The 23,855-nt window shown below is 53.1% G+C and carries 22 protein-coding genes, 1 tRNA gene and 1 pseudogene; 10 read left to right on the top strand and 14 right to left on the bottom strand.

Annotated elements, in window-relative coordinates; translation table 11 throughout:
* Positions 1–22 precede the first annotated feature (22 nt).
* Positions 23–1,051 (bottom strand): phenylalanine--tRNA ligase subunit alpha, encoded by a 1,029-nt coding sequence (gene pheS / locus D3A97_RS06925; protein ID WP_119077652.1) that lies wholly within the window; start codon positions 1,049–1,051, stop codon positions 23–25.
* 133 nt (positions 1,052–1,184) lie between these two features.
* On the opposite strand from pheS, the gene D3A97_RS06920 reads away from it, so the two are divergent.
* Positions 1,185–2,399: a histidine kinase gene (locus D3A97_RS06920; protein WP_198673888.1), complete on the top strand. Its 1,215-nt coding sequence runs from the start codon at positions 1,185–1,187 to the stop codon at positions 2,397–2,399.
* 5 nt (positions 2,400–2,404) lie between these two features.
* Here the strand turns inward: D3A97_RS06920 and purU are convergent, their stop codons facing one another.
* The 9 genes from purU to D3A97_RS06875 all read right to left on the bottom strand — a co-directional run bounded on the left by purU (position 2,405) and on the right by D3A97_RS06875 (position 10,279).
* Positions 2,405–3,232 (bottom strand): formyltetrahydrofolate deformylase, encoded by an 828-nt coding sequence (gene purU, locus D3A97_RS06915; protein WP_198673887.1) that lies wholly within the window; start codon positions 3,230–3,232, stop codon positions 2,405–2,407.
* Between the two features lie 46 nt (positions 3,233–3,278).
* Positions 3,279–3,674 (bottom strand): PH domain-containing protein, encoded by a 396-nt coding sequence (locus D3A97_RS06910; protein ID WP_157986389.1) that lies wholly within the window; start codon positions 3,672–3,674, stop codon positions 3,279–3,281.
* Between the two features lie 104 nt (positions 3,675–3,778).
* Positions 3,779–4,162, bottom strand: a complete 384-nt coding sequence (locus D3A97_RS06905; protein WP_119077648.1) for a lipocalin family protein — start codon at positions 4,160–4,162, stop codon at positions 3,779–3,781.
* 52 nt (positions 4,163–4,214) lie between these two features.
* Positions 4,215–5,543, bottom strand: coding sequence for a sugar porter family MFS transporter (locus D3A97_RS06900; protein ID WP_119078469.1), 1,329 nt, complete (start codon positions 5,541–5,543; stop codon positions 4,215–4,217).
* A gap of 81 nt (positions 5,544–5,624) precedes the next feature.
* On the bottom strand, positions 5,625–8,225 hold the full coding sequence (locus D3A97_RS06895) for a hypothetical protein (RefSeq protein ID WP_119077647.1): 2,601 nt from the start codon (positions 8,223–8,225) through the stop codon (positions 5,625–5,627).
* A gap of 45 nt (positions 8,226–8,270) precedes the next feature.
* A complete protein-coding gene (locus tag D3A97_RS06890) occupies positions 8,271–8,729 on the bottom strand; it encodes a DUF4402 domain-containing protein (RefSeq protein ID WP_157986388.1) in 459 nt (152 codons plus the stop codon).
* Between the two features lie 42 nt (positions 8,730–8,771).
* Positions 8,772–9,176, bottom strand: a complete 405-nt coding sequence (locus D3A97_RS06885; RefSeq protein WP_119077645.1) for a hypothetical protein — start codon at positions 9,174–9,176, stop codon at positions 8,772–8,774.
* Between the two features lie 15 nt (positions 9,177–9,191).
* Positions 9,192–9,650, bottom strand: coding sequence for a fimbrial biogenesis chaperone (locus D3A97_RS06880; protein WP_119077644.1), 459 nt, complete (start codon positions 9,648–9,650; stop codon positions 9,192–9,194).
* 122 nt (positions 9,651–9,772) lie between these two features.
* Positions 9,773–10,279, bottom strand: coding sequence for a DUF4402 domain-containing protein (locus D3A97_RS06875; RefSeq protein ID WP_119077643.1), 507 nt, complete (start codon positions 10,277–10,279; stop codon positions 9,773–9,775).
* Positions 10,280–10,635: 356 nt separating this feature from the next.
* Here D3A97_RS06875 and D3A97_RS25415 point away from each other — a divergent pair.
* Positions 10,636–10,851, top strand: a pseudogene (locus D3A97_RS25415) (IS256 family transposase); the annotation flags it as partial.
* A 327-nt stretch (positions 10,852–11,178) separates the two neighbouring features.
* Here D3A97_RS25415 and D3A97_RS06865 read toward each other — a convergent pair.
* Positions 11,179–11,252 (bottom strand) — tRNA-Ile (locus D3A97_RS06865).
* A gap of 115 nt (positions 11,253–11,367) precedes the next feature.
* Between D3A97_RS06865 and D3A97_RS06860 the strand changes: the two genes are divergently transcribed.
* Entirely contained in the window at positions 11,368–11,985 is a 618-nt protein-coding gene (locus D3A97_RS06860; RefSeq protein WP_119077641.1) for an HAD family hydrolase, read from the top strand.
* On the opposite strand, the gene D3A97_RS06855 is transcribed toward D3A97_RS06860, so the two are convergent.
* From D3A97_RS06855 to D3A97_RS06845, 3 genes are all read right to left on the bottom strand, one after another.
* The gene (locus D3A97_RS06855) at positions 11,986–12,234 is read right to left on the bottom strand and encodes a hypothetical protein (RefSeq protein WP_498365908.1); all 249 of its coding nucleotides are present in this window, start codon (positions 12,232–12,234) and stop codon (positions 11,986–11,988) included.
* A gap of 129 nt (positions 12,235–12,363) precedes the next feature.
* Positions 12,364–12,717: a TM2 domain-containing protein gene (locus tag D3A97_RS06850; RefSeq protein ID WP_119077639.1), complete on the bottom strand. Its 354-nt coding sequence runs from the start codon at positions 12,715–12,717 to the stop codon at positions 12,364–12,366.
* Positions 12,710–12,985 (bottom strand): DUF2752 domain-containing protein, encoded by a 276-nt coding sequence (locus D3A97_RS06845; protein WP_157986387.1) that lies wholly within the window; start codon positions 12,983–12,985, stop codon positions 12,710–12,712. Before D3A97_RS06845 ends, D3A97_RS06850 begins: the two co-directional genes overlap by 8 nt.
* Positions 12,986–13,175: 190 nt before the next feature.
* Between D3A97_RS06845 and rimP the strand changes: the two genes are divergently transcribed.
* The 7 genes from rimP to D3A97_RS06810 all read left to right on the top strand — a co-directional run bounded on the left by rimP (position 13,176) and on the right by D3A97_RS06810 (position 23,853).
* On the top strand, positions 13,176–13,640 hold the full coding sequence (rimP, locus tag D3A97_RS06840) for a ribosome maturation factor RimP (RefSeq protein WP_119077637.1): 465 nt from the start codon (positions 13,176–13,178) through the stop codon (positions 13,638–13,640).
* Between the two features lie 16 nt (positions 13,641–13,656).
* A complete protein-coding gene (nusA, locus tag D3A97_RS06835) occupies positions 13,657–14,904 on the top strand; it encodes a transcription termination factor NusA (RefSeq protein ID WP_119077636.1) in 1,248 nt (415 codons plus the stop codon).
* A 128-nt stretch (positions 14,905–15,032) separates the two neighbouring features.
* Entirely contained in the window at positions 15,033–18,326 is a 3,294-nt protein-coding gene (gene infB / locus D3A97_RS06830; RefSeq protein WP_119078468.1) for a translation initiation factor IF-2, read from the top strand.
* A gap of 138 nt (positions 18,327–18,464) precedes the next feature.
* Complete coding sequence (locus D3A97_RS06825) at positions 18,465–19,862, top strand: peptidylprolyl isomerase (RefSeq protein ID WP_119077635.1); 1,398 nt, start codon at positions 18,465–18,467, stop codon at positions 19,860–19,862.
* A gap of 315 nt (positions 19,863–20,177) precedes the next feature.
* Positions 20,178–21,905: an amidophosphoribosyltransferase gene (locus tag D3A97_RS06820; RefSeq protein ID WP_232825873.1), complete on the top strand. Its 1,728-nt coding sequence runs from the start codon at positions 20,178–20,180 to the stop codon at positions 21,903–21,905.
* 114 nt (positions 21,906–22,019) lie between these two features.
* Positions 22,020–22,520: a SixA phosphatase family protein gene (locus D3A97_RS06815; RefSeq protein ID WP_119077633.1), complete on the top strand. Its 501-nt coding sequence runs from the start codon at positions 22,020–22,022 to the stop codon at positions 22,518–22,520.
* Between the two features lie 61 nt (positions 22,521–22,581).
* Positions 22,582–23,853 (top strand): alpha/beta fold hydrolase, encoded by a 1,272-nt coding sequence (locus D3A97_RS06810; RefSeq protein ID WP_119077632.1) that lies wholly within the window; start codon positions 22,582–22,584, stop codon positions 23,851–23,853.
* Positions 23,854–23,855 lie beyond the last annotated feature (2 nt).

Raw genomic sequence — 23,855 nt, 5'->3', positions numbered from 1 at the left:
ATTGGGGGATAAAAAAGCAGGCCTACACCGTGCCCTGGAACTGTTTCAGGAAACGGGCATCGTTCTCAGAGAACAGGCGCAGGTCCTTGATCTGGTACTTGAGCATGGTCAGCCTTTCAATGCCCATGCCAAAGGCAAAGCCGGTATATTTATTGGAATCTATGCCGCAGTTTTCCAGCACCTGGGGGTGCACCATGCCGCAACCGAGAATTTCTACCCAGCCGGTATGTTTGCACACGTTACAGCCTTCGCCGCCGCAGATCAGGCAGGAAATATCCATTTCCGCGCTGGGTTCTGTGAACGGGAAGAAAGAGGGGCGGAAGCGTACTTTGAAGTTTTCGCCGAAAAACTCCTGTACAAAGTAGTAGAGCGTTTGTTTCAGGTCTGCGAAAGACACGTTTTCCGCAATGTACAGCCCTTCTATCTGGTGAAAGAAGCAGTGCGCGCGGGCGCTGATGGTCTCGTTGCGGTAAACGCGGCCGGGGCAGATGATGCGGATGGGCAGTTTGCCTTCTTCCATGGCCCTTACCTGAACGGAGGAGGTATGGGTGCGCAGCAACCAGTCAGGGTTGTTATGCACATAGAACGTGTCTTGCATATCCCGTGCGGGGTGGTTTTCCGCCAGGTTCAGCGCGGTAAAGTTGTGCCAGTCGTTCTCGATTTCCGGGCCTTCTGCAATGGTAAAGCCCAGCCGTTCAAAGATGCGGATGGCTTTATTGCGTACCAGGCTGATGGGGTGTCGGGTACCCAGGCGGTGGGGCTCGCCAGGCAGGGTCAGGTCCAACTGCCCCGTGGCGCTGCCGGCTTCGTCTTTCAGCTGCTGAAACTCTTCGTACCGGCTTTCCGCCAGCACTTTAAAGGCGTTCAGCACCTGCCCGAACTCCTTTTTCCGTTCATTAGGCACGTTCTTCATTTCCCCGAAGAGGGCCTTTACCAGCCCCTTGGTGCCGAGGAACCTGATGCGGTATTGCTCCAGCGCCTCCGCGTTCTCAGGCCGGAAGGCGGCAATCTCCTGTTTGTATGCTTCTATTTGCTGCACGATCTGCTCCATTCAACAAAGATAACGCCCTGTAAAGAAAAATGAGTAATTTTTGGCGGAAATTGAAGGCCTCCCCATGCCGGTTATAGCATACATCATTATCATTATACTACTGTTGGTACTTTTGGCGGTTTTATACCGGAAAATGGTGCATTACCGCCGTCAGTACAAGGCAGAGGCTACCCTGAACTATTTTACCACGTCACTTTTCGGCAAAAACACGGTAGACGACATCCTCTGGGACGTGGCCAAAAACTGCATCTCCCGCCTGCACCTGGAAGATTGTGTGATCTACCTGGTAGATGAAGACCGGCGGGTGCTGGTGCAGAAAGCCGCCTACGGCCCCAAAAACCCGGTGCGCTTTGAAATACGTGACCCAATTGAAATTCCCCTGGGGCGTGGTATAGTAGGTTCCGTAGCCCTGCACGGCAAGCCCGAGCTGGTGCCGGACACCAGCCGCGATGCGCGTTATATTGTAGATGATGAAAAACGCTTTTCGGAACTGGCTGTGCCCATTTACCTGCATCATAAGGTGATTGGCGTAATAGATTCCGAACATTCCCGCAAAAACTTCTATCATGCCGGCCATCTGTACCTCCTTGAAAAAATAGCCGCCATCTGCTCTTCCAAAATAGGCCGTACGCTGATGGAGGAACAGGCCCGCCGGCAGGAACAGGAGGTGCAGCTGCTGCATAAACAGCTGGCGGAGTTCAGGCTGGTAACGCTCAAAAGCCAGATGAACCCCCACTTCCTCTTCAATTGCCTGAACGGCATTTACCATTGCATCCTTTCTTCAGATATAGACAAGGCGGCGGACTACGTGTCCAACTTTGCCCGCCTGCTGCGCATGGTGCTCATGCATTCGGAGAAAAATTTCATTTCCCTGCGGGAAGAGGTAGACCTGCTGGGGCATTACCTGAAAATAGAGGCCCTGCGGAGCGACAAGCCTTTTGAGTTCAATATGGAGATAGACGAAAGCATTAACCCCGATGAGTATTTCGTACCCGGCATGCTGATACAGCCTTTCCTGGAAAATGCCATCTGGCACGGCCTCATGAACAAGGAGGGCCAGCGCCGGCTGCAGATACACTGGCGCCGCCAGCGGGAAAACGTACTGCTTTGCGAAATACAGGATAACGGCATTGGCCGCGTGGAATCTTCCCGGCAGCGGATAGGCAAACATGCCTCCAAAGGCATGAGCCTGTGCATGGAACGGGTAGAGCTGTACAAAGTGCTTTTCAATACCAGCTTCAACATCAGGGTTACAGACCTGTATGATGAAAACGGCGCGGCCCAGGGTACCCGGGTGAACATTGCTTTTGAAATAGCCCCTGGCATTGGGGTGGCGCATATGGGGTGAGCGCCTTATTCGAATACCACCGTTTTGTTGCGGTACATGAACACCCTGTCTGTCAGCACCAGCCGCAATGCCTTTGCCAGCACGGAAGTTTCAATTTCCTGCCCGGCCTTCATCATATCTCCCGCTGAATAGGAATGGTTAACGGGAATGACCTGCTGGGCAATGATAGGCCCTTCGTCCAGTTCGTTTGTCACAAAATGGGAGGTAGCGCCGATCAGCTTCACGCCGCGCTCAAAGGCCTGCCGGTAGGGATGCGCACCGGCAAAAGCCGGTAAAAAGGAATGGTGGATGTTGATGATGCGCATGGGGTAGCGGGCAACAAAAGCAGGGCTCAGGATGCGCATGAACTTGGCCAGCACAATGTAGTCAGGCTGGCAGGCGTCTATATGTTGCAGGATGTTTTCTTCAAACGTTTCTTTCTCTATCCCTTCGTGGTTTACCAGGTGAAAAGGTACGCCAAACCGCTCACAGATATTCTGCAGCACAGGGTAATTGCCGATGACGCATTGCACCGTGGCGCCCAGCGTTTTGAACTGGTGCCGTACCAGTATGTCTGCCAGGCAATGGTACTCTTTTGTGACCATTACCACTATCTTTTTTTCAGGACGGGGGTTGATGGCAATCAGCGCGTCTGCCGGCAATACCTTCCTGATCTCCTGTTCCAGTGCGGAAGGATCTGCTTCGTTCTCGGTTTCTATGCGGATGTAAAAGCGGTTCTCCACTTTGTCTACATGCTCCCGGAGGGATACAATGTTGAGGCGCGCCGCGGCCATAATGCGGGAAATATCGGCCACCAGGCCAATGCGGTCTTTGGATTGGATCAGGACAACCATAATGCCGCCAATGTATACATTTTAACGGATAGTGAAAAGCAGCGCCTCAGATATTGATGGCCGGGTTCCGGGTTTGAATATCCTGCAGAAATGCTTCCTTGTCTGCCGGGGAGATCATGACCTGCTGGCGGTCAAAGAAGACCAGCAGCCGGTCCAGGGAAAGGGCGGGCGCAGATAAAGGGTTCCTGGTGCGCATGATCTTCCGGATGCTTTGCAGGGGAATATCTTTTTTGTACAGCCACCCGCAGGTGATCTGCAGCTTGTTTGCAGTAAGGGTATAATAAGTATTCAGGAAAAGGTGAATAATAAAAAAGATCACCAGCATGATGATGATGGAAGTAACCCACAGCCGCTGCGCTACGAGCGTAATTTCCACCACCAGCAGCAGGGAAAAAACGAACAGCACCAGCCAGGTATCTATTTTTGAGCGGTAGGTTTTCATGGCAAGAGCGTTTGTAAGGTACGGCCTCATCAAATATAACTATAAAGGGCTTCAAAAGCAATTGCTCCCGAAGCCCTTTATTTGTCATTCACGTAAAGGGAAGGCTACCGTATAGCCACATATTTTTTATAACACCCTTCAATACACCTGGGATTGACGGGAGTGAGGGTCAGCGTACTGCCGGAAATGGTATATTCATACGTAAAGGTAGTAACGTCAGGCCCGGTAGTGGTCACCGTATTACTGTCTATGGTAAAATGATTGTATTTATTGCCGGGAGCGGTACTGATAAAAGTGCCGTCACTTTTGAACGAGATCACCACCGGTTTGGAAGGGTCCGCAGGGTGTTCTTCAATAGGCCCGCCGGGTGAATAAGCGTTGATGGTCAGCCGCCATTTGCCTATGAGGGTGTCATTGACATATGGTGATTTGTTCTTGCTGCAGCCGGCCAGCAGGATAAGCAGGGAAAAGTAAAGCATGTATTTCATAGATCGTGCATTTCCTGTTAAACGGGCGGCAGAACGGAAAAGTTACAGTGCCTCAGCGGATGCCCAGCTCTTCCTGTATCTGCTCCAGCGAGCGGCCTTTTGTTTCCGGCATTACCCGCCAGATGAAGAGGAAAGACAGGAGCATCATGATGCTGTAGAAGATGAACGAATAGAAGCCGCCTTGCGGACTGCCTTCCACAATTACCGGGAAGGTCCAGGAAATGATGGCTGCCATGATCCAGTGGGTAAAGCTGCCGAGAGAACTGCCCTGCGAACGTACCGCATTGGGGAATATCTCGGAAATGAACACCCATATCACGGCTCCCTGCGAAAAGGCAAAGCAGGCAATGAAACCAACAAGGTACAAGATCACCGCGCCGCCGCCCTTTTCAGGGTTGCTGAAAGCAACGGCCGTGAGCGCCAGGAATACGATCATGCCCGCCGCGCCGATCAGCAGCAGCTTCTTTCTCCCAAAACGGTCTATCACGCTCATGGCCAGCAGGGTGAACAGCAGGTTGGCCGCGCCGATGTAGACGGATTGCTGGAAGGCGTTGGCCTCATCAAACCCGGCCATCTCAAATATGCGCGGGGCGTAATAAATGATGGCGTTGATGCCGGACAGCTGGTTGAACATGGCCAGCAGCACGGCATAGAAAATAGGCTTGTTGTATTTGCCGGAGAACAGTTTTTCTTTGATGCCCTGTGAGGCCAGCGCATGCTCCTCCCTGATTAGGGCGGTGATGCCGGTTTCTCCTGTTTTTGCGAATATCTTTTCCGCTTCGGCATCCTGCCCGTTGAGCACCAGCCAGCGCGGGCTTTCGGGAATGGTGCGTACCAGCAGGGCAAATACAGCCGCGGGGATGGCCATCACCCCCAGCATCCAGCGCCAGGCATCTTCCCCGATGCCTGAGAGCAGGAAGTTGGCCAGGTAGGCCACCAGTATACCGGATACGATGTTTACCTGGAAGGAGCCCGCCAGCCTGCCCCGGATAGGCGCGGGAGATATTTCTGAAATATACATGGGCCCCACCACGGAGGAAATACCTACCGCCAGCCCGCCAATGAAGCGGAACAGCACAAACAGCAACCAGGCGGTGCTGAGCGCACAGCCAACCGCGGAAAGCAGGTACATCAGCGCAATGCCCACCAGCACTTTCTTACGCCCGTACTTTTGCGCCGGCCAGCCCGCCACCAAAGAGCCTGCTACGGTGCCAATGAGGCTGGAGGCTACGGTGAAGCCCTGCCAGAAAGAATTAAGGCCCCAAAGCTGCTGAATGGTTTTTTCCGCGCCGGAAATAACGGCTACTTCAAAACCGAAGAGGAAGCCGCCCAGCGCGGCAATGAGAGATACGCGAACGGCGTAGTTATAACGTGGAACCATGAGGGTTTTTTTAGGTCGGGATGAATTTACGGGAAGTTTGGGGGAAATCATAGGGGCGCTGAAAATTGAAGCCCCCCGGGATCACTTTTCCACTTCCTGCTTCAGCCTGAACACCAGCCCATCCGCCACGGCGCCCTGTGTACTTGCTGCTATGGTAAAGGGCGCCTCCCCTGTAGCAGACACCATCCGCAGTTTTTCCAGCTGCTGATCGTCAATACGGGCCGTATACGCGCCGGGGGCCAGCCCCAGGTAGCTGAAAAAGCCGTCTGGTTCGGTAACTGTTTTTCCTGCAAGCATGCCGTTGCTGTCATAGAAGGAGACAATGATGCGCCCAAGGCCTGCCTGCTTCCCGTTCTTCAGCAGGTATACCATGCCGGATGCTTCGCCCTTTACCGCAATTGGCACCTCTACCAACTTCACCTGGTTGGGGGCAACGGCCACGTTCATGGTTTTCTTTTTTAACTGCCAGGCAATGTTCTCCAGGCCGCTGTCATCCAGCTCAAGGTAGTAGTTCCTGTAGGCCTCCAGGTCAAACACGCGGGTAACGGTATCCCGGGCCTCTTTCATTAACCGGCCGCCGTTGATGCGCGGCTTCAAGCCGGTTACCCTGGGCTCGCCCCGGTCGCGGCGGTTATTGCCATTCAGATCGAGATACGGGAGGATGGATATGGCGCCGGTGCCTACCGCCGGGCGGTTGCGCAGGGTTACATGGCTGCTTTTGTTGTCGTAGATGAGGCTGCCGCCGGCAGACTGCATCAGGGTGGTGGTATTGTTGCTCCTGGCCGCTGCAAACGCCGCTCTCATAAAAGACAGGTCGAAAGACACGCCCAGCATCACATTATTGCTTTGTGTATAAAAGTTCTTTTCATAGGCAATGTTTATGAAGCCCCTTCCCGCCAGTTGCTTTTCCATTTCCAGCCGCATGGTAATGAAGCGGCCATCGTTGTACTGGTACTGGGCCTGCGGCTTGAACGTAAACCTGGCTGGCAGCCGGTAAGCCAGGGAAAGAAGGCTGTACATGTAGGGATCGTTTTCCGCAATGAACAAACCGGTAGTAGTAAAATTGGTACTGAAGCGGCGGAAGGAGGCGGACAGCATCAGGTCTGAAGAGGTGTATTTTGTTTTCGGAATGTTGCGGTACTTGGTTGCTGTGGGATAAAGCACACGAGGGGCAATGATCTCACTGAACGTTAGCCGGGAAAATACCACGTAGCGCTGCGTTCGTAATGGCATGGACACAATGGCCTTCCTTTCTTCCAGCGCGCGGTTGTTGATGGCCCGCTGGCCTTTGGCGTACCTGGTGTAATTCAGCTCTGCCTGCAGGTCTGACGGCAGGCGGTAGCTGGCCACTGCTTTTGACCTCACGTCATGCATGTATTCCGCGGATACCAGCATATTGTTAAAAGGCTTGAACGTGGTATTCAGGAAAGGCATGCCTTTGTCGGAGAAAACAGAAGAAAGATATTCCATGCCGCCCCCCACGGTTATCTGCCGGCCAAGGCCATAGTTGAAGTTGGCCCTGGCAAACAGGCTGTTGAGCGTATCTGTCAGCACGCCGGCGCTCACGGTGTATTCCAGTTCCCGCTGAGGAACAAGGTTGAAGGGGATCACGATGTTCTGCACGCTGGAGCGCTCTTCTCCCCAAGGCCCGTAAAACCGGAGCTGGATAAGGGAGTTGCCGTACATCAGCGGAATGTCGAACGTGAAGAAGCCGGTAGCGTCCGCGCGGGTGTAATCAACGATCACATTGTTCACATACAGCTCCACTATCCAGTCCGGCTCGGTAAACTGGCTTACCGTGTAGGTACCGAAGGAGCGCCTGTACAGCGTGGGCGTATTGGTGACCTGTATGCCCACAACAGGGTCTAGGATGGTGGAAACGGCCTGCGGGGCTATATGCCCGGCCCTTACCTGGCGTACAAGCGAGTTGTCGTTATTGACATAGCGCCAGGAAAAATATTGTCTTGCCGAAGAAAAGGGTGTATTGTTCTGGTAATTGAGCGCTACGGTGGCTTCACCGCCTGCCAGGGTGGCCCCGAGAGACAAATTGAGCCGGGTGCCCACCGGGCCTTCTCCCGGGCGTGTTACTACGGCTTCCCAGTCTGCCATGCCGAAGCGGAAGAAAGGGTCGTTGCGGGTGATGGTTGTGTCCGCCTCGGGCTCCTGCCTGAGCTGCCGCAGGTTGCGGCGCATCATTTCCTGCTTCATTTCCCGTATTACCGGCAGGTCTGGCGTGGCGTCCATAACTGCGGAGAGGTTCCTGAAGCTGAAGGAGCAAGGCAGGCCGAATATTTTACCGAAGAGATGGGATTTCAGATAGAGGCTGTTTTCTACCACCATCATATCGCCGGGCGGCAGGTCAAACACCTGCTGGCGGTAGCTGATGCGGTGGCGGCTTTTGTCAATAACGAACGGGGCTTCAGGCGTTACCCAAAAACCGCTGACGGTGTTCATGTCCGCAGACAGGGTGTTTTTGATCTTCAGGAAGTTAAAAACATCAGACACGGGGAGGTAAAGCTCCTGCCCGGTTATAACGGCCATCACATCCATATTGCCAACCTGCTTCACGGTCAGCTGGATGGTGATGGCGTCATACGCCGGCTCGTCTTCCGCCATGCCTGCAATGGGCAGCAGCAAAGCCAGCAGCAGGCCGGCAGCCGTCTTACAATAAGTGCGAAGCATTGAATATAGGGCTGAGTGCTGCCTGTGTTTGCCAGTCATCTGTGATTATTCCTGAATAAAGGTTACTGAGAAAGTGCCGCTGTAATTGCCCGGCGGGTTGGCGGCGCGTGCGCCCACGGTAAGCGTGGCGCCGATCTTGACAGAAGTGCGTGCCGGCGGTGTTGCGGTAGTTACGAACGGCAGGGTCTGGTCCGCGTTCCCGATGTGCAGCTGCATGCTGCCGCCATTGCTGCCGTTCAGCGGAACGTCCGGGCCGTTGACGATATTGATAATAGTGCCCTGCGCCGCCTCCACTTCAAATATGGCAGGGAAATAGGAAACACCCATGTTGACCAGTATCACATCGCCGGTAGAAGACCGGGTACCGCTGGCGTTAACCGTTACCGTTCCCCCGGAATTGCCTTGGGAAAACGCGCCGAAGCTCAGCTGCTGCGCCGTGCTGACGGCCGTTATTTGCGCGGCGGCGGCCGTGCTGAAGAGAAAGCAGGTCACCGTACAGATCATTGCCGGCAACTGCTTTTGTTTTAACCAGGTTATGCCCATCATCTAGTTTTGAAGTGCGTTGCCGGTCAGCGGCAACTGTGTTTGCGCAATAGAAGCGGCGCCTGTTTCCGGTGGTTCCTTGTATGCGATACGCAGCCTGCCGCGGTTGTAATTCACCCCGGCAGCGTTGGCAAGCGGAATTTTTACATGTCGTACGGAATTAGGCGTATATACCGCCAGCCCCTGTACGGTGCCCACTTTTGTAACGGCGCCTGTTGGTGAAACATGCTCTACGGTGATGTTGCCGTAGACAGACATGTTGCCTTTTCGGTGAAGTGACAGGTTCAGGAGCGGTGTGGCGGGGTCTGTCATTTCCAGGGAAGCGGCGGAAAGGCTTACTTCCGTATCACGTGTACCCACGCGGATAATAACCGGTATGGAAATGCCGAATATAGGTACCAGCTTCACCGCTACGCCGGCAGCTTATTGCCCGGCGGGTTCCTGGCCGAGCGGGGCTTCATTTGGCACAGCCCGGAAATATAGATGAGACCTGTATTCTCCCGGGAGCAACCTACCGGTCTGGGTCAGCTGGATGCGGACAGACTGGGCCTCACCGGGGCCCAGCACAACATTTCTCGGGAAGAAGCGTAAGTATTTGTCGGCAAAACTGGCATCGTGAGCGGCGGTGTCTATTTCTTCAAAAGAACCATCGTCTTTCATACGGTAGTGCTTCAGTGAAATAGCGTACCGCGCAGTGTCTTGCCCGGTATTGATGAGGTTCAGCTCGTGCAGTCTTTTACTGTTCTCAAAAACCACCCTCCGGGGCATTATCATCAGGTTGCCCTGGGCCATTGTTTGCCGGAAGGGAAGAGCAGAAAGCAGCAGGGCGCCTGTAATGGCCAATAGTAACAGGCCCCGCCGCGGAAAATGAAGTTGTTGCATGACAGGTAGAGGGATTGCAAAAAAGAGGCTGACTAGAAAAGCAGTGCCGGAGGCCGCGTACAACAGCCATGCCTTCACTGCCTGCGTGATGCAGGGTATCCTTTTCCAGTCAGCCGCTTCTTTTAGTTGTAGTTAACTGTTACGGTAAAGGTGGTGCCGGAAACATATGTGCCCGGTACCTGGTCTGCCCCTACGTTCAGCGTAGCTCCAACGGTAAGTGTTTGAGCGCCTGCGGTGAGTGCGCCTGTTGTAGACGGTGTGCTGGTAAAAGTATTTACCGTCATGGTTTCCGAGCCGGTGTTCCGCGTAATGGTCACGGAAGAGGGCAGGGTGATGGAATAGGTATAGGTGCCTTCACCTGTTACATCAAAAGATGCTGCGGTAACGGTACCACCCGTTGTGGGAAGGCTTACACCCCCGGTTGCCGAACGTCCGCCGGCCGGCGTTAATACTACAGTGCCGGTGCTTGCGCCTACGGCAACATTGCCAAAATTCAGGTCAACGGTTTTGCTGATGCTGATGGGCGTGATAATAGTGGCCGTGGCAGTAGCGTCGGCGGAGGATTGGGCAAAAGCGGTCATTGAAAAAGCTACCAGCATGCCGGCGATAGCGGTCATTTTTGATTTCATATGGGTATGGTTTATTAAACAAAAATTGACGTTCCGGACTAAATGCAGCGGGGCATCTCGTTTGAGAAACGGCATAGGGGAGGCATAGGTAGCATGGTGGTGCAAAATTCCGGTAAAGGGGGGAGGGAAAATACTCACAGGGGTTGATCGTTTGCTCAAGGAGCTTTATTTTCTTGATATATATCAAGGCTGAAGACGAGAAAGAGGGCTATATTAACCTCAAACCCTGAAGTATGAAAACACCATACCGTATTGTCATGACCACCCAATTTACCGGCATGACTGTAAAGGAAGTCCATGAAATCATATTTCCATAAGTAAATGATAATCATGTAATACGATTCATTTCGTCATACAAGGATGTTCGCAGGATCATGTATACCACAAATATCATCGAGGGATTCCATCGGCAGCTAAGGGCTGTAACCCAATCGAAAGGCGCCCTGATGAAACTCTTATTCCTTGTTCAGGAGAATATCTATGCCAAGTGGAACAAACCAGTCCACAACTGGAATCAGACTCTTGCACAGCTATCTATTATCTTTGGAGACAGACTCAAACCCAATCTCTAACAATATGACACATTTCCGCTATTTTAATAGTAGCATGATGCATATTTTCAGGAGAGTAGGTATAAGGAAGGCTTAACGGGTATCTGACCCCCTCATGCCGCCACCTTAACCTGATTTTCCCCCTGTGATTATCAATACTGATTTCCCCTTTAGGGGCTTTTGGCTTGTAACCCATTTCGTGACCCAAATTGAAGGTGAAGGGTCATGAAGCCGGGAAACTTATAAAGAATAAAAATGAAGACTTTAGAAAGAGGCATAGCCTCAAACCCGCCACTAGTAAGTGGTTCATAGGAAATAAAAAAGGCAACCTGTTTAAGGCTGCCTTCGTGGTCCCACCAGGGCTTGAACCTGGGACCCCCTGATTATGAGTCAGGTGCTCTAACCAACTGAGCTATAGGACCGGTCCTTTCGGACAATAAAATATATAACAAACTTTTTGGGCCCTTTTCTCAAGGGACGGCAAAAGTAAATATTTTTTATACAAATTACCAGAATTTTTTTCAACTTGCCCCCGCCATGCAAGGAATCAAAAACATCATCTTCGACCTCGGGGGCGTACTCCTCAACATCAACTACCAGCTTACCAACAAGGCCTTCACAGACCTGGGTGTAAAGAACTTCACGGAGCTCTATTCCCAGTTCCATGCCAATGCCCTTTTTGAAGACCTCGAAACCGGGCGCGTGTCAGATGAAGATTTCATCGAACAACTGCGGCCCCACATCCCCGGAGAAGTCACCAGCCAGCAGATCATTGATGCCTGGAACGCCATGCTGCTGGATTTCCCGCTGGCGCGGCTGCAGCTGCTGCAGCAGTTGAGGCTGCACTGCAACCTCTACCTCCTCAGCAACACCAACGCCATCCATTTAAGAGAAGTGAACAAGATACTGGAGCGCAGCCGTGGCATCCCTTCCCTAGGGGCGTTCTTCGACAAGAGTTATTACTCCCATCTTATCGGTTTCCGCAAACCAGAAAAGGAGGCCTACCAGGTCATCCTGGACGAGAACCACCTGCGCCCGGAAGAAACCCTGTTCATAGATGACACGCTGCCGAACGTAGACGCGGCCAGCCACCTGGGTATACAGGTCATTCACCTGCAGGCGCCGAAAACCGTACTGGATATATTCAGGAATTAGTTATTTCACTTCCTCGAAGTCGATATAATCGCCCTTTTCACGCTTGGGTGCGGATGGGGAAGTGGGCTGTGGCGGAGCTTGCTGTTGTTGTTGCTGTTGGCGGAACTGTTCCTGCATGTGTTGCTGCATATCCCGCACCTGGCGGCGCACCTGTTTGGTGCCGCGGTATACGGGAATGATGAAGTCAAATACCAGTTTGTACAGTATCCAGCCTATAAAAATATAAAATAGTAACCTTAACATAATCACACAAAGATAACGGTCTCTGCCTTTTTACCAGGCATTTTAAGGTTTCTTTAACGTAATGGGAACGTGGTATCCGGCACCGGAAAAACGGATAGCGGCGGCCTGTTCACCGGCCGTTGCATACTGCCCGCATCAAAATTTCCCCAGCATGGCGGCAATTTCCATAGACGCCTGTTTGTTGTACTCCCAGGTCAGCTTGCGGTAGTTGATGGCGTCTATGATAGTACCCACCAGGCAAAAGCCGCCGGTGAAAAGGAACAGCAGGCCCCACAACACCTGGTCCATCAGGAAACGGTGAATGCCGTTTACTCCCACAAAACCCAGCAGGCAGGTAATGAGAATGGTCTGCGGGTCTTTCCGCCGGTTCTGGTACAGCATCAGGAAACGTTTCCGTGTTTCCGGATCATATTTCTTGGTCAGCTCTTCCAGCCAGACCAGCTCCTCATGGTCCATTCCGGGCAGTGCGGCAAAATAGAAGTCATTCATATCTGAATTGAAGTTTGGTCAGTTTAACGATGCGCGCCACCAGTAACGCCAGCGCCGGCAGTCCCAGCCAATGGTGGGCCAGGCTCTCGCGCAGCTCCCCGTGCAGCAGCAGGCTCACGGAGGTGCCCAGCCCGCAGCCCGGGCAGCCGCTGAACCCCGCCAGCCTGAACACGCAAAAGCTCGGCAGGCCGGCATGCGGGTCTATTGCCGCCAGGTACGCCAAGCCCGCCACCCAGGCGGCCAGCTCCATATTGATCCGGGGAAACATCTTCCCTAAGTTAAACCAATATCCGCGCATTCGTATTTCATTAAGCTAATTAATAATATGACTGGGTGCGGGCTTTCCGCGGTGTTATATTTGGAAGAAATAGTTTTTGGAATGAAAATAAATACTAATTTTGTACAGGAAAAATGATTCAAATGAAGGGGACGCGCGTTGTCCCCTTCTTCTTTTTGGTATGGCAAATGAACAAGTGATAGCACGCATCCGGGAAATGCTGGAAGCGTTGCTGGCAGACAAGCCGGAGTATTTCCTGGTGGAGGTACGTATTAAACCCACCAATAATGTGAAGGTCTTTGTGGATGCAGATAACGGAGCGTCAATTGACAAGCTGGTATCGCTCAACAGGCAATTATACCCGCAGCTGGAAGCCGCCGGGCTGTTCCCTGATAACGATTTCTCCCTGGAAGTTTCCTCTCCCGGACTGGATGAGCCCTTGAAAACACCGCGGCAGTTCACCAAGAACATTGGCCGCAAGGTGGAGGTAACCCGGCTGGACGGTACCGTCACGGAAGGCAAGCTCCTCTCCGTTACAGACACGGAGCTGCTCCTGGAGGAGACCATTGGTAAAAAGAAAGAAATTAAACAAACAAATATCAATTTATCCGAAATAAAACACACCAAAGTGTGTATCGTGTTTTAAAAAACTATAACAGAACATGGCTAGTATTAACCTGATTGAGTCATTCACCGAGTTTAAGGAGGCGGAAAATATTGACCGCCCTACGTTGATGAAGGTGTTGGAAGATGTGTTCAAGACCCTGCTGCGAAAGAAATATGGCTCAGATGAGAACTTTGACGTGATTGTAAATACCGAGAAAGGTGACCTGGAGATCCTCCGCCGCCGCACCATTGTGGAAGACGGCACCGTAGAAGACGAGAACGCCCAGATCGCCTACTCGGAAGCTATATTGGTAGAGCCCGATTATCAGGTAGGGGAAGACCTCTACGAAGAAGTGGAGATCCTAGATTTCGGCCGCCGGGCCATTCTGGCAGCCAAACAAACGCTCACTGCCCGTATCGGGGACCTGAAAAAGAACATCCTGGTGAAAAAATACGGTGACCGTGTAGGCGAGATCGTAACCGGCGAGGTATACCAGGTGTGGAAAAAGGAAGTTTTATTATTGGATGATGAAGGGAATGAGTTAATATTGCCTAAATCCGAGCAAATACCAACGGATTATTTCAAAAAAGGCGAAAATGTGCGGGCGGTAGTGAAAAAAGTGGAGATGAAAAACAACTCCCCGCTGATCATCCTTTCCAGAACGCATCCCTCCTTCCTGGCTAAACTCCTTGAAATTGAGGTGCCTGAGATCTTTGACGGGCTTATTGTGATCAAAAAGATCGTGCGCGAGCCCGGCGAAAGAGCCAAAGTGGCCGTGGAATCCTATGACGACCGGATAGACCCGGTAGGCGCCTGTGTGGGCATGAAAGGTTCCCGCATTCACGGGATCGTTCGTGAGCTGCGCAACGAGAACATAGACATTATCAACTATACCGCCAACATCCAGCTGCTGATACAGCGCGCGCTCACGCCCGCCCGCATCAGCCGCATGGACATTGACAATGATAACAAGTACGCCTCCGTTTACCTGAAACCGGACCAGGTATCCCTGGCCATCGGTAAAAAAGGCGTGAACATAAAATTGGCCTGCGAATTGACGGGATTTGAAATAGACGTGTTCCGGGATGAAGAGCAGGAACAGACCGAGTTCGATATAGACCTGGAAGAATTTGCAGATGAAATAGAGCCCTGGGTGATAGATGAGCTGAAACGCATTGGCTGCGATACTGCCCGCAGCGTGCTGGACCTGACAGTGGAAGAACTGGTCCGCCGCTCAGATCTCGAAGAAGAGACCATACAGGATGTGAGAAGGATCCTGCAGGAAGAATTTGAAAAAGAATAATAAAGCCGGCCGCTACACCTTCCCATGAGGTAGGCTTTAATTGCAGAGATATTTGAGTTATTGTTAAAATGTTAAAAGAATTACTCCGCCGGTTGGTGGGGATTAAACGGGAAGGACGAGAATACGATATGCCTGAAGTAACAAACAACACACCGCGATTGCTGGCTGCGGCCAAGGAATTCAATATTGGAAAGGACACGCTTGTCGAGTTCCTGACCAATAAGGGCTTCGACATGGGTGAATTCGGTTCTCCTAACGCCCGTCTTACAGCCCAGATGTACAGCTCCTTGCAGCAGGAATTCCAACAGGACAAGGCCAACAAGAGGAAAAGTGACCAGATTGCCCTGCCCAAAGGAACGGTGTTAGACGCAGCTAAAAAGAAGGAGAAAGAGGAGGCAGAACTGGCGGCAAAGAAGAAAGAGAAAGAAGACGCGGAAGCCGCTGCCAAAAAGAAGGAAGAAGCTGCCCCTGTAAAACCCGAACCGCAACCGGAGCCGGAGGCGCCCAAGCCTGCCCCGCACCCGGAAGTGAAAGCGGAAAAGCCGGAGCCCAAACCGGAACCGAAGCCGGAACCCGCACCGGAACCGGTGGCGGAAGCCAAACCTGCGCCCGCGCCTGAAGCGCCCAAAGCAAAAGAGGAAGCCCCCAAGGCCGAAGAAGAAGTGGTGAAACCGGAAGCTCCCCGCATCAATGGCCCCAAAGTGATGGGTACTATTGACCTGGAAGCGCTCAACACCGCCAATCGCAATAAAAAAGCGGCCAAAAAAGAACAGCCGGAAGAAAAAGCTGAACAGGCGCCGGCGGAAGCGCCCGCCCCGGTAGCTGAAAAAGCGCCGGAAAAGGAGAAGAAGGAAAAAGAAAAAGAAGTGAAGGTGGAAAAAGCGGAACCCGCTCCCGTAGCCAAAACGGAAGAAAAACCCGTGGCTGCAACACCGCCCCCTGCTAAAGAACCGGCAGCGGAAGAAAAACCTGCAGCCAAAGCGGAAACTCCCCGCCCGGCAGAACCTGCTCCTGCAACGGAGGCCAGCGAATCAACAGATGAATCAGGAGACGATAACAGCAACGCAGTGATCGAAAATATCCAGGCCACCAAGCTCACCGGCCCCAAGGTAATCGGCAAAATTGACCTGCCTGTGTCCCAGGACCGCAGGGACAATAAAGGGTTCAGCAGCAAAGACGAAAAGCGTAAACGCAAGCGCATTGTTATAGAAAAGAAGCCGGAGCCTATTAAACCGGGCGAATTTGCCAAGGAAGGCCAGGCTCCCGCCAGCAGGGACAACCGTGGTCCCGGCCAGGGCCCGAACCGCGGCCCCGGCAACAGAGACAATCGCGGCCCCGGACAGGGCAACCGCCCCGGAGGCGGCCAGCATCACGGCGGCAACCGGCCCGGCGGGCAACACCCCGGCAACCGTGGCGGAGCACCCGGCACCGGTCCCAACCGTCCGCACCAGCGGCGCGATCAGCGGCCCGGCCAGGGCGGCTACGGCCAAAACGCGCCCCGCAGAACGGAAGACAAAGAGATCGACAAGAACGAGATACAGAACAAGATCAAGGAGACCATGGCCAAACTGGGCGGCACCGGCCGTACCGGCCGCAATACCAAGGCCTCCCGCAGAAGAGACAAACGTCACGAAGCGGCTGAACGCGAAGCAGCCCGTGCGGGAGACGATAACAAGCTGCAGGTAACGGAGTTCGTTTCCGTTAGCGAGCTGGCCAACCTCATGGACGTAAGCTTTGCGGAAGTGATCTCCAAATGTATGGGCCTCGGCATCATGGTGTCTATCAACCAGCGCCTGGATGCGGAAGTGATAGAGCTGGTAGCCGGCGAATTTGGCTATGAAGTGGAATTTATCGGGATAGATGACGCTACGGAAGATGAAGAGGAAGAAATTGTGGATGACCCGGCAGACCTGGTGCCCCGTGCGCCCATTGTGACCATCATGGGTCACGTAGACCACGGTAAAACCTCCCTGCTGGACTATATCCGCAATGCCAACGTGGTAGCGGGCGAGGCTGGGGGCATTACCCAGCACATCGGCGCCTACCAGGTAACCACTTCCACAGGCAAAAAACTCACCTTCCTGGATACCCCCGGTCACGAAGCGTTTACCGCCATGCGTGCCCGCGGTGCCAAGGTGGCTGACATTGCCGTTATTGTGGTGGCGGCAGATGATGCCATCATGCCCCAGACGCGTGAGGCCATCTCCCACTCCCAGGCAGCGGGCCTTCCCATGGTGTTTGCCATCAACAAGATAGACAAGGACGGCGCCAACCCTGAAAAGATCAAGGAACAACTGGCCGGCATGAACCTGCTGGTGGAAGACTGGGGCGGTAAATACCAAAGCCAGGAAATTTCCGCCAAAAGCGGCTTGAACATAGACGTACTGCTCGAAAAGATACTGCTCGAAGCGGAATTGCTGGAACTGAAAGCCAACCCTGACCGTGAGGCTACCGGCTCCGTAATTGAAGCTACACTCGATAAAGGCCGCGGTTACGTGACCACCGTACTGGTACAGAACGGTACTCTCCAGCAGGGAGACACCATCGTATCCGGCCAGCACTTCGGGAAAATCAAGGCCATGTTCAACGAGCGCGGCCAACGTGTTGAAAAAGCAGGCCCCTCCGCTCCTGTACAGCTTCTCGGTCTCAACGGCGCGCCGCAGGCTGGTGAGAAGTTCAGGATGTACGAAGACGAGTCCGAAGCTAAAGACCTCGCCAACCGCAGGGCACAGATCGTGCGCGAACAGGGTATCCGTACCAAGAAACACATCACGCTCGACGAGATCGGCCGCCGCCTGGCACTGGGCAACTTCAAACAGCTCAACCTCATCATCAAGGGTGACGTGGACGGCTCCGTGGAAGCGCTCAGCGACTCCCTGCAGAAACTCTCCACAGAAGAGATCGTGGTGAGCGTAGTGCTGAAAGGCGTAGGCCAGATCACCGAATCAGACGTGCTGCTGGCCACCGCCTCAGACGCCCTGATCATCGGCTTCCAGGTACGCCCCTCTATGAATGCGGCCCGCCTGGCGGAGAAAGAGAACATCGAGATCCGTACCTACTCTATCATCTACGACGCCATAGACGAGCTGAAAAGCGCTATGGAAGGGATGCTGGAGCCGAAGATCGAGAAAAAGGTGGTGTGCAACGTGGAGATCCGCGAAACCTACAAGTTCGACAAGGCTACCGTGGCCGGCTGTTACGTGCTGGACGGCAAGCTCGCCCGCAATACGCGCGTGAACCTTGTAAGAGACGGTATTGTGGTCTATACCGGCGAACTGCAGTCCCTCAAACGCTATAAAGATGATGTGAAGGAAGTAGTGTCCGGCATGGAATGCGGCCTGAGCATCAAAAACTACAATGACCTCAAAGTGGGAGACATTGTAGAAGGCTTTGAAGAAGTGGAAGTAAAAAGAACGCTCTAATACAGGAAAAGGCGGCCTTTACCCCTTGCCCGGCAAGGCGTAAAGGCCCGCCCAATCCCGAAATTTTTGTTAAATAGATTAGCCGACTTTGTGCGGCTAATTTTTTATTGGTTATTTTGGGTTCTCAGTAACGTTACTATGAAAAAATTTCTTATATCTTCTTTTGGCGCCATGCTGCTCTTCCAGGCGGCAGTGGCACAACAGGGGCAGAAAATGGTGGCTGACAAGATTGTTGCCAAGGTAGGAGATAAGATCATTCTCCAGTCTGATATTGAATCTGCCATGGTAGACATGCAGCAGCGGGCCCTGGAAGGGCAACCCCTGCCGCCGAACGCCTCCTGCTTTGCCATTGAAGAAAGTATAGCGCAGAAAGTGCTGGTGCTGCAGGCGGAACGGGACAGTTTGCCCATCAGCGAGGCAGACGTGGACGGCCGTATTGAAAGCCAGATACGCTGGGCGGAACAACGCTACGGCAGCCGGGAAAAAATGACCGAAGTAACCGGTTACACCATTTACCAGCTCCGTGAACGTTTCCGCAGCGCCATCCGTGAAAGCATGCTGGCCAATGCCATGCGGGACAAGGTGGTGAATGCCGTAAAAGTGACCCCCACGGAAGTGAAGTCCAACTTTGAACGCATCCCGAAAGACAGCCTTCCGTTCTACGAGTCTGAACTGGAAATAGGCCAGCTCATACTGCTGCCCAAAGCCGGCCGTGAAATGGATAAATACGCCGTAGACCGCCTGCTGGAGCTGAAAAAGAAAGTGGAAAACAAGGAAGGGGACTTTGGCACCTATGCCAGCCTCTACTCTGAAGACCCCGCCGTAAAGGAAAACGGTGGCGTTTACGTGCTGAACAGGAGTGACAAAACCTGGGACCCCGACTTCCTGGCGGCCGCCTTCAGGCTGAAGGAAGGGGAGATCTCCAACCCCGTGAAAACACAGTTCGGGTATCACCTCATCAAAATGAACAAACGCGGGGGAGACCGGGTAACGGTACAGCACATCCTCATTGAGCCTAATATTTTAAGCGCGGACCTTGCAGCTGCCACCCATAAGCTGGACAGCATCAGGAACCTCGTTTTAACACGTAAAATGAATTTCGGAGAGGCGGTAGCCAAGTTTAGTGACGAGCCAATGGCCAAGTTCAACGGCGGGATGCTGCAAAACCCGCAAACGGGCAGCACCTTCCTGACCATTGATATGCTGGACGACCCCTCCACCAAAGACATTGTCATGATGCTGGACTCCTTGAAGCCCGGCGGCGTTTCCAAACCGCTGCCTTTTGAGGACGAACGGGGCCGCAAAGGCCTGCGCCTGGTGTACCTTAAAACCCGCACCGAGCCGCACCGCGAAAACCTGAATGACGACTACGCGCGTATCCAGGCCCGTACCCTGAAGGAAAAACAGGCTTCCGCCCTGGCCAAATGGCTGGTAGACAAAATGCCCACCTTCTACGTACACATTGAAGATGAATACCGCAATTGCGCCAACATCACCCGGTGGATGGCCCATAACGATGCTGTAGCAAGCAATTAACGGCGGAAAAAAATATTTACAGCACCAATCCCGGTTACCTGCAGGTAACCGGGATTTTTTTATGCCATCGTGATCTGCGTGAAACACCGCTCCTGTGGCTGTTTTACAAGGCCGGCCGGCACGCTGTTGGCAGAATCCTGAAGCCGTGGGTGATTTGAATATTTAGGCGTAACTTTGCGACTTCAATTTTACGGCATGAGTGACGCGATAAAGCATGAATGCGGTTTGGCATTCATAAGATTAAGAAAACCATTCTCTTATTATCAACAGCAATATGGATCGGTTTTCTACGGCCTTAACAAGCTGTACCTCCTCATGGAAAAGCAGCATAACCGCGGGCAGGACGGCGCGGGAGTGGCCACTGTAAAATTGCACACCGAACCCGGCGTGCCTTTCATGCACCGCATCCGGAGCAGTGAGGCCCAGCCTATTGGGGACGTATTCGGCAGAATAAGGGACGAAATATCGGAAATAGAGAAATACCAGCCTGAGATCACCAAATATCCCGGCCTCCTGAAAGGCCATGTGCGTTTCCTGGGAGAGCTGCTGATGGGGCACCTCCGCTACGCCACCCAGGGAAAGAACAACGTTGAACTGTGCCACCCCTTTGTACGGTATAATACCATTCCCGCCCGCAACCTCACCATGGCCGGCAACTTCAACCTGATAAACGTGGAAGAGCTGTTCAACTTCGTGAAAGTGCAGCCGGGAGAGACCCACAAGAACAGCGACCTGGCCGCCATGCTGGAAGTGGTGCATCACTTCCTGGCCAAGGAAGACGAGATGCGCCAGAACGGGCTGGATGTAAAGGCCATCCTTCAACAGGCCTTCTCCATGTTTGACGGGGGGTACCATGTATGCGGCCTCATCGGCTCGGGAGACGCCTTCGTGATCCGGGACCCTCACGGCATCCGCCCTTCCTACTACTATGTAAATGAAGACGTGATCGTGGCCGCCTCCGAAAGGGCCGCTATCCGTACTGCCTTTAACGTAGGGGAAAATGAGGTGATGGAGCTGATGCCCGGCACCGCCCTGATCGTAAAGGAAAACGGCGAGTACAGCATAGAAGAGATCATTCCCGCCCGCGAGCGCCGTGCCTGCAGCTTTGAGCGAATTTATTTCTCCCGCGGTAACGATGAAAAGATCTACAAGGAACGGCACGCCCTCGGTTACCACCTCTCCGAAACCGTGCTGAAAGCCATAGACAACGACCTGCGCAACACCATCTTCTCCTTCATACCCAATACCGCTGAAGTGGCCTTCTATGGCCTCATCAAAGGCCTGGAAGACTACCTGAACAAGATCAAGGTAGAACGCATCATGAGCTGGGGGAAGGACTTTGACGAAGAGAAACTCACAGAGATGGTGAACCGCCGGGTAAGAATAGACAAAATAGCCATCAAGGACGTGAAGATGCGCACCTTCATTACGGAAGACTCCAGCCGTAACGAAATGGTGCAGCACGTATATGATATCACTTACGGCACCGTACGCCCCGGCACAGATACGCTGGTGGTAATAGACGACTCCATTGTACGGGGCACCACCCTCCGCGAAAGCATCATCAAGATGCTGGACCGCCTGGGGCCCAAACGCATCATTGTGATGAGCTCCGCCCCGCAGATCCGCTACCCTGACTGCTATGGCATAGACATGAGCAAAATGGGCGAGTTTGTGGCCTTCCAGGCCGCCATTGCGCTGCTGCGGGAGCAAGGTAAGGAATACATCCTCCAGGAAGCCTACGGCCTCTGCAAAGAGCTGGAACGCACCAATACGCTCAATGCGCAGAACGTGGTGAAGAACGTCTACAAACCCTTCACGCCGGAAGAGATCTCCGCAAAAATTGCCGAGATCATCACCCCCGCGGGCATCAGCGCAAAAGTGGAAGTGATCTACCAGAACATAGAAAGCCTGCACGCCAGCTGTCCCAGCAACCTCGGAGACTGGTACTTTACCGGCAACTACCCCACGCCCGGCGGCAACCGCGTGGTGAACAAAGCCTTTATGAACTATATGGAAGGCAAGAACGAAAGAGGGTATTGATATATCCCTTTCATCATTGTTAACTTTTCCTTAATTCAGGGCGCGTTTTTCACCCGTGTATTAACTTACGGTAAAATGCCGTAATTTAGAGGTAGTCAATGGTTTACGATGTGTATGAAAACATTGTTGCTCATTCGCCACGCCAAATCCAGCTGGAACGACCCTGAAATGGACGATTTTGACCGTCCGCTCAATAAACGGGGTAAAGAAAACGCTCCTGAAATGGCCAACAGGCTGCTTTCCCGCGGTACCGTTCCTGAACTGATCATCTCCAGCCCGGCTAAACGCGCGCGGTCTACCGCCCGCATCATGGCCAAAGAATGGAAATATCCTAAGGAAGCCATTTTGCTGGAAGAAGAACTGTACCTCTGCTATGCCTCCACCTTTCTGAAAGTGATCACCAAAATAGACGACGACTTTAGCGCCGTAGCCATTTTTGCCCACAACCCCGGCATCACTGATTTTGCCAATTACCTTACTGAAGAGATCCGGATAGACAACGTGCCCACCGCCGGCATTTTTGCCATAGAAGCGGAAACAGACCACTGGGAAGAGTTTGACAGGGCCAAGAAACGTTTTCTCTTTTTCGACTACCCCAAAAGTGAAGTTTTCTAGGCCTTTCTTTTAACATTCTATTCAGAGTTGCTTCCCTAATTTCATTTGCAAATGGACCCTTATGCGCATACTCCTTTTATGCCTGTTATTCCCCTTTGCAGCCCAGGCCCAAACGGGCGGCCGCGCATGGGGAGCGTTTAACCGCGCTGTAACCGTGAATGATGGCTGGAAAGGCCACCCCTACCGTTTGCTGGCCCGCGTAAAGCCGCAGGGGGCCGATGAAAGTTCCTGGGCGGGCATCTGGTTGCGTGCCCACGCAGCCGGCGGCGCCATCAGCTTTTTTGATAACATGCAGGACAGGCCGCTGAAAGAAAACAAGTGGACGGATTGTGAAATAAAAAGCGTTTTCAAAGAGCAAGACAGCATCATATACTTTGGCGGCCTGTACATAGGGCCGGGCCGGTATGCTTTTGACAGCTTCAGCCTGCAGGTGGAAACCTCCGCCGGTAACTGGGAAACCGTGCCGCTGCCCGGCATGGCGCTGAAAGATACTACCGCCCTCAGTGCCTGGAGCATGCCCGGGAAAGGCCGCGGCCTGGCGCATTCCTTTGATAATGGTCACCTGGTGATAGACGCACGGAGCCTCCCGGTGGAAAAGAAGGAAGAAAGGTCTATTTATGGCAACAACCCCAAAGCGGGCCATTACGCGAATGTGAACGGCATCAAGGTGTATTATGAAGTATACGGAAAGGGCGAGCCGGTAGTGCTGCTGCACGGCAACAGCCAGGCCATTATTGTGTTCACCTACCTCATTCCGGAATTATCGAAAAAGTATAAGGTGATAGCGGTAGATACGCGCCTGCAAGGCAAGTCTGGAGACGATGGGAAACACCTCACCTACGAGCTGTTTGCGGAAGACGTTAAAGCCCTGCTTGACCATCTCAAACTGAAAAAGGTCCACCTCTTCGGATGGAGTGACGGTGGCAACACCGGCCTCATACTCGCCAGCAAATACCCTGACCGCTTCAAAACCCTCATGACCATGGGCGCCAACCTGCAGCCGGATACCAACGCGGTGAAGCCGTTTGTGATAGCGCAGCTGAAAACAGAAGTAGCCAAACTGAAGCCGGAAGCTACCGTCAACAAACGCCTGTGGACGCTGTGTCTCGAAGAGCCGCATATTTCACCGGAACAGCTGAAGGCCATCAAATGCCCTACGCTGGTAATGGCGGGAGATGATGATATGATCAAGGACGAACATACCCGTTTCATTGCGGCTACTATTCCCAAAGGAGAGTTGCTGATATTTGAAAAGGCCACGCACTTTGCACCGTTTGACGTACCGGAAAAATTCCGGCAGGCGCTGGAAGATTTCCTGGCAAAGCATAAATGATC

The sequence above is a fragment of the Chitinophaga alhagiae genome, from assembly GCF_003568665.1.
In the GTDB taxonomy this organism is placed as follows: Bacteria; Bacteroidota; Bacteroidia; order Chitinophagales; family Chitinophagaceae; genus Chitinophaga; species Chitinophaga alhagiae.
This window is presented reverse-complemented; position numbering and strand designations above follow the sequence as displayed.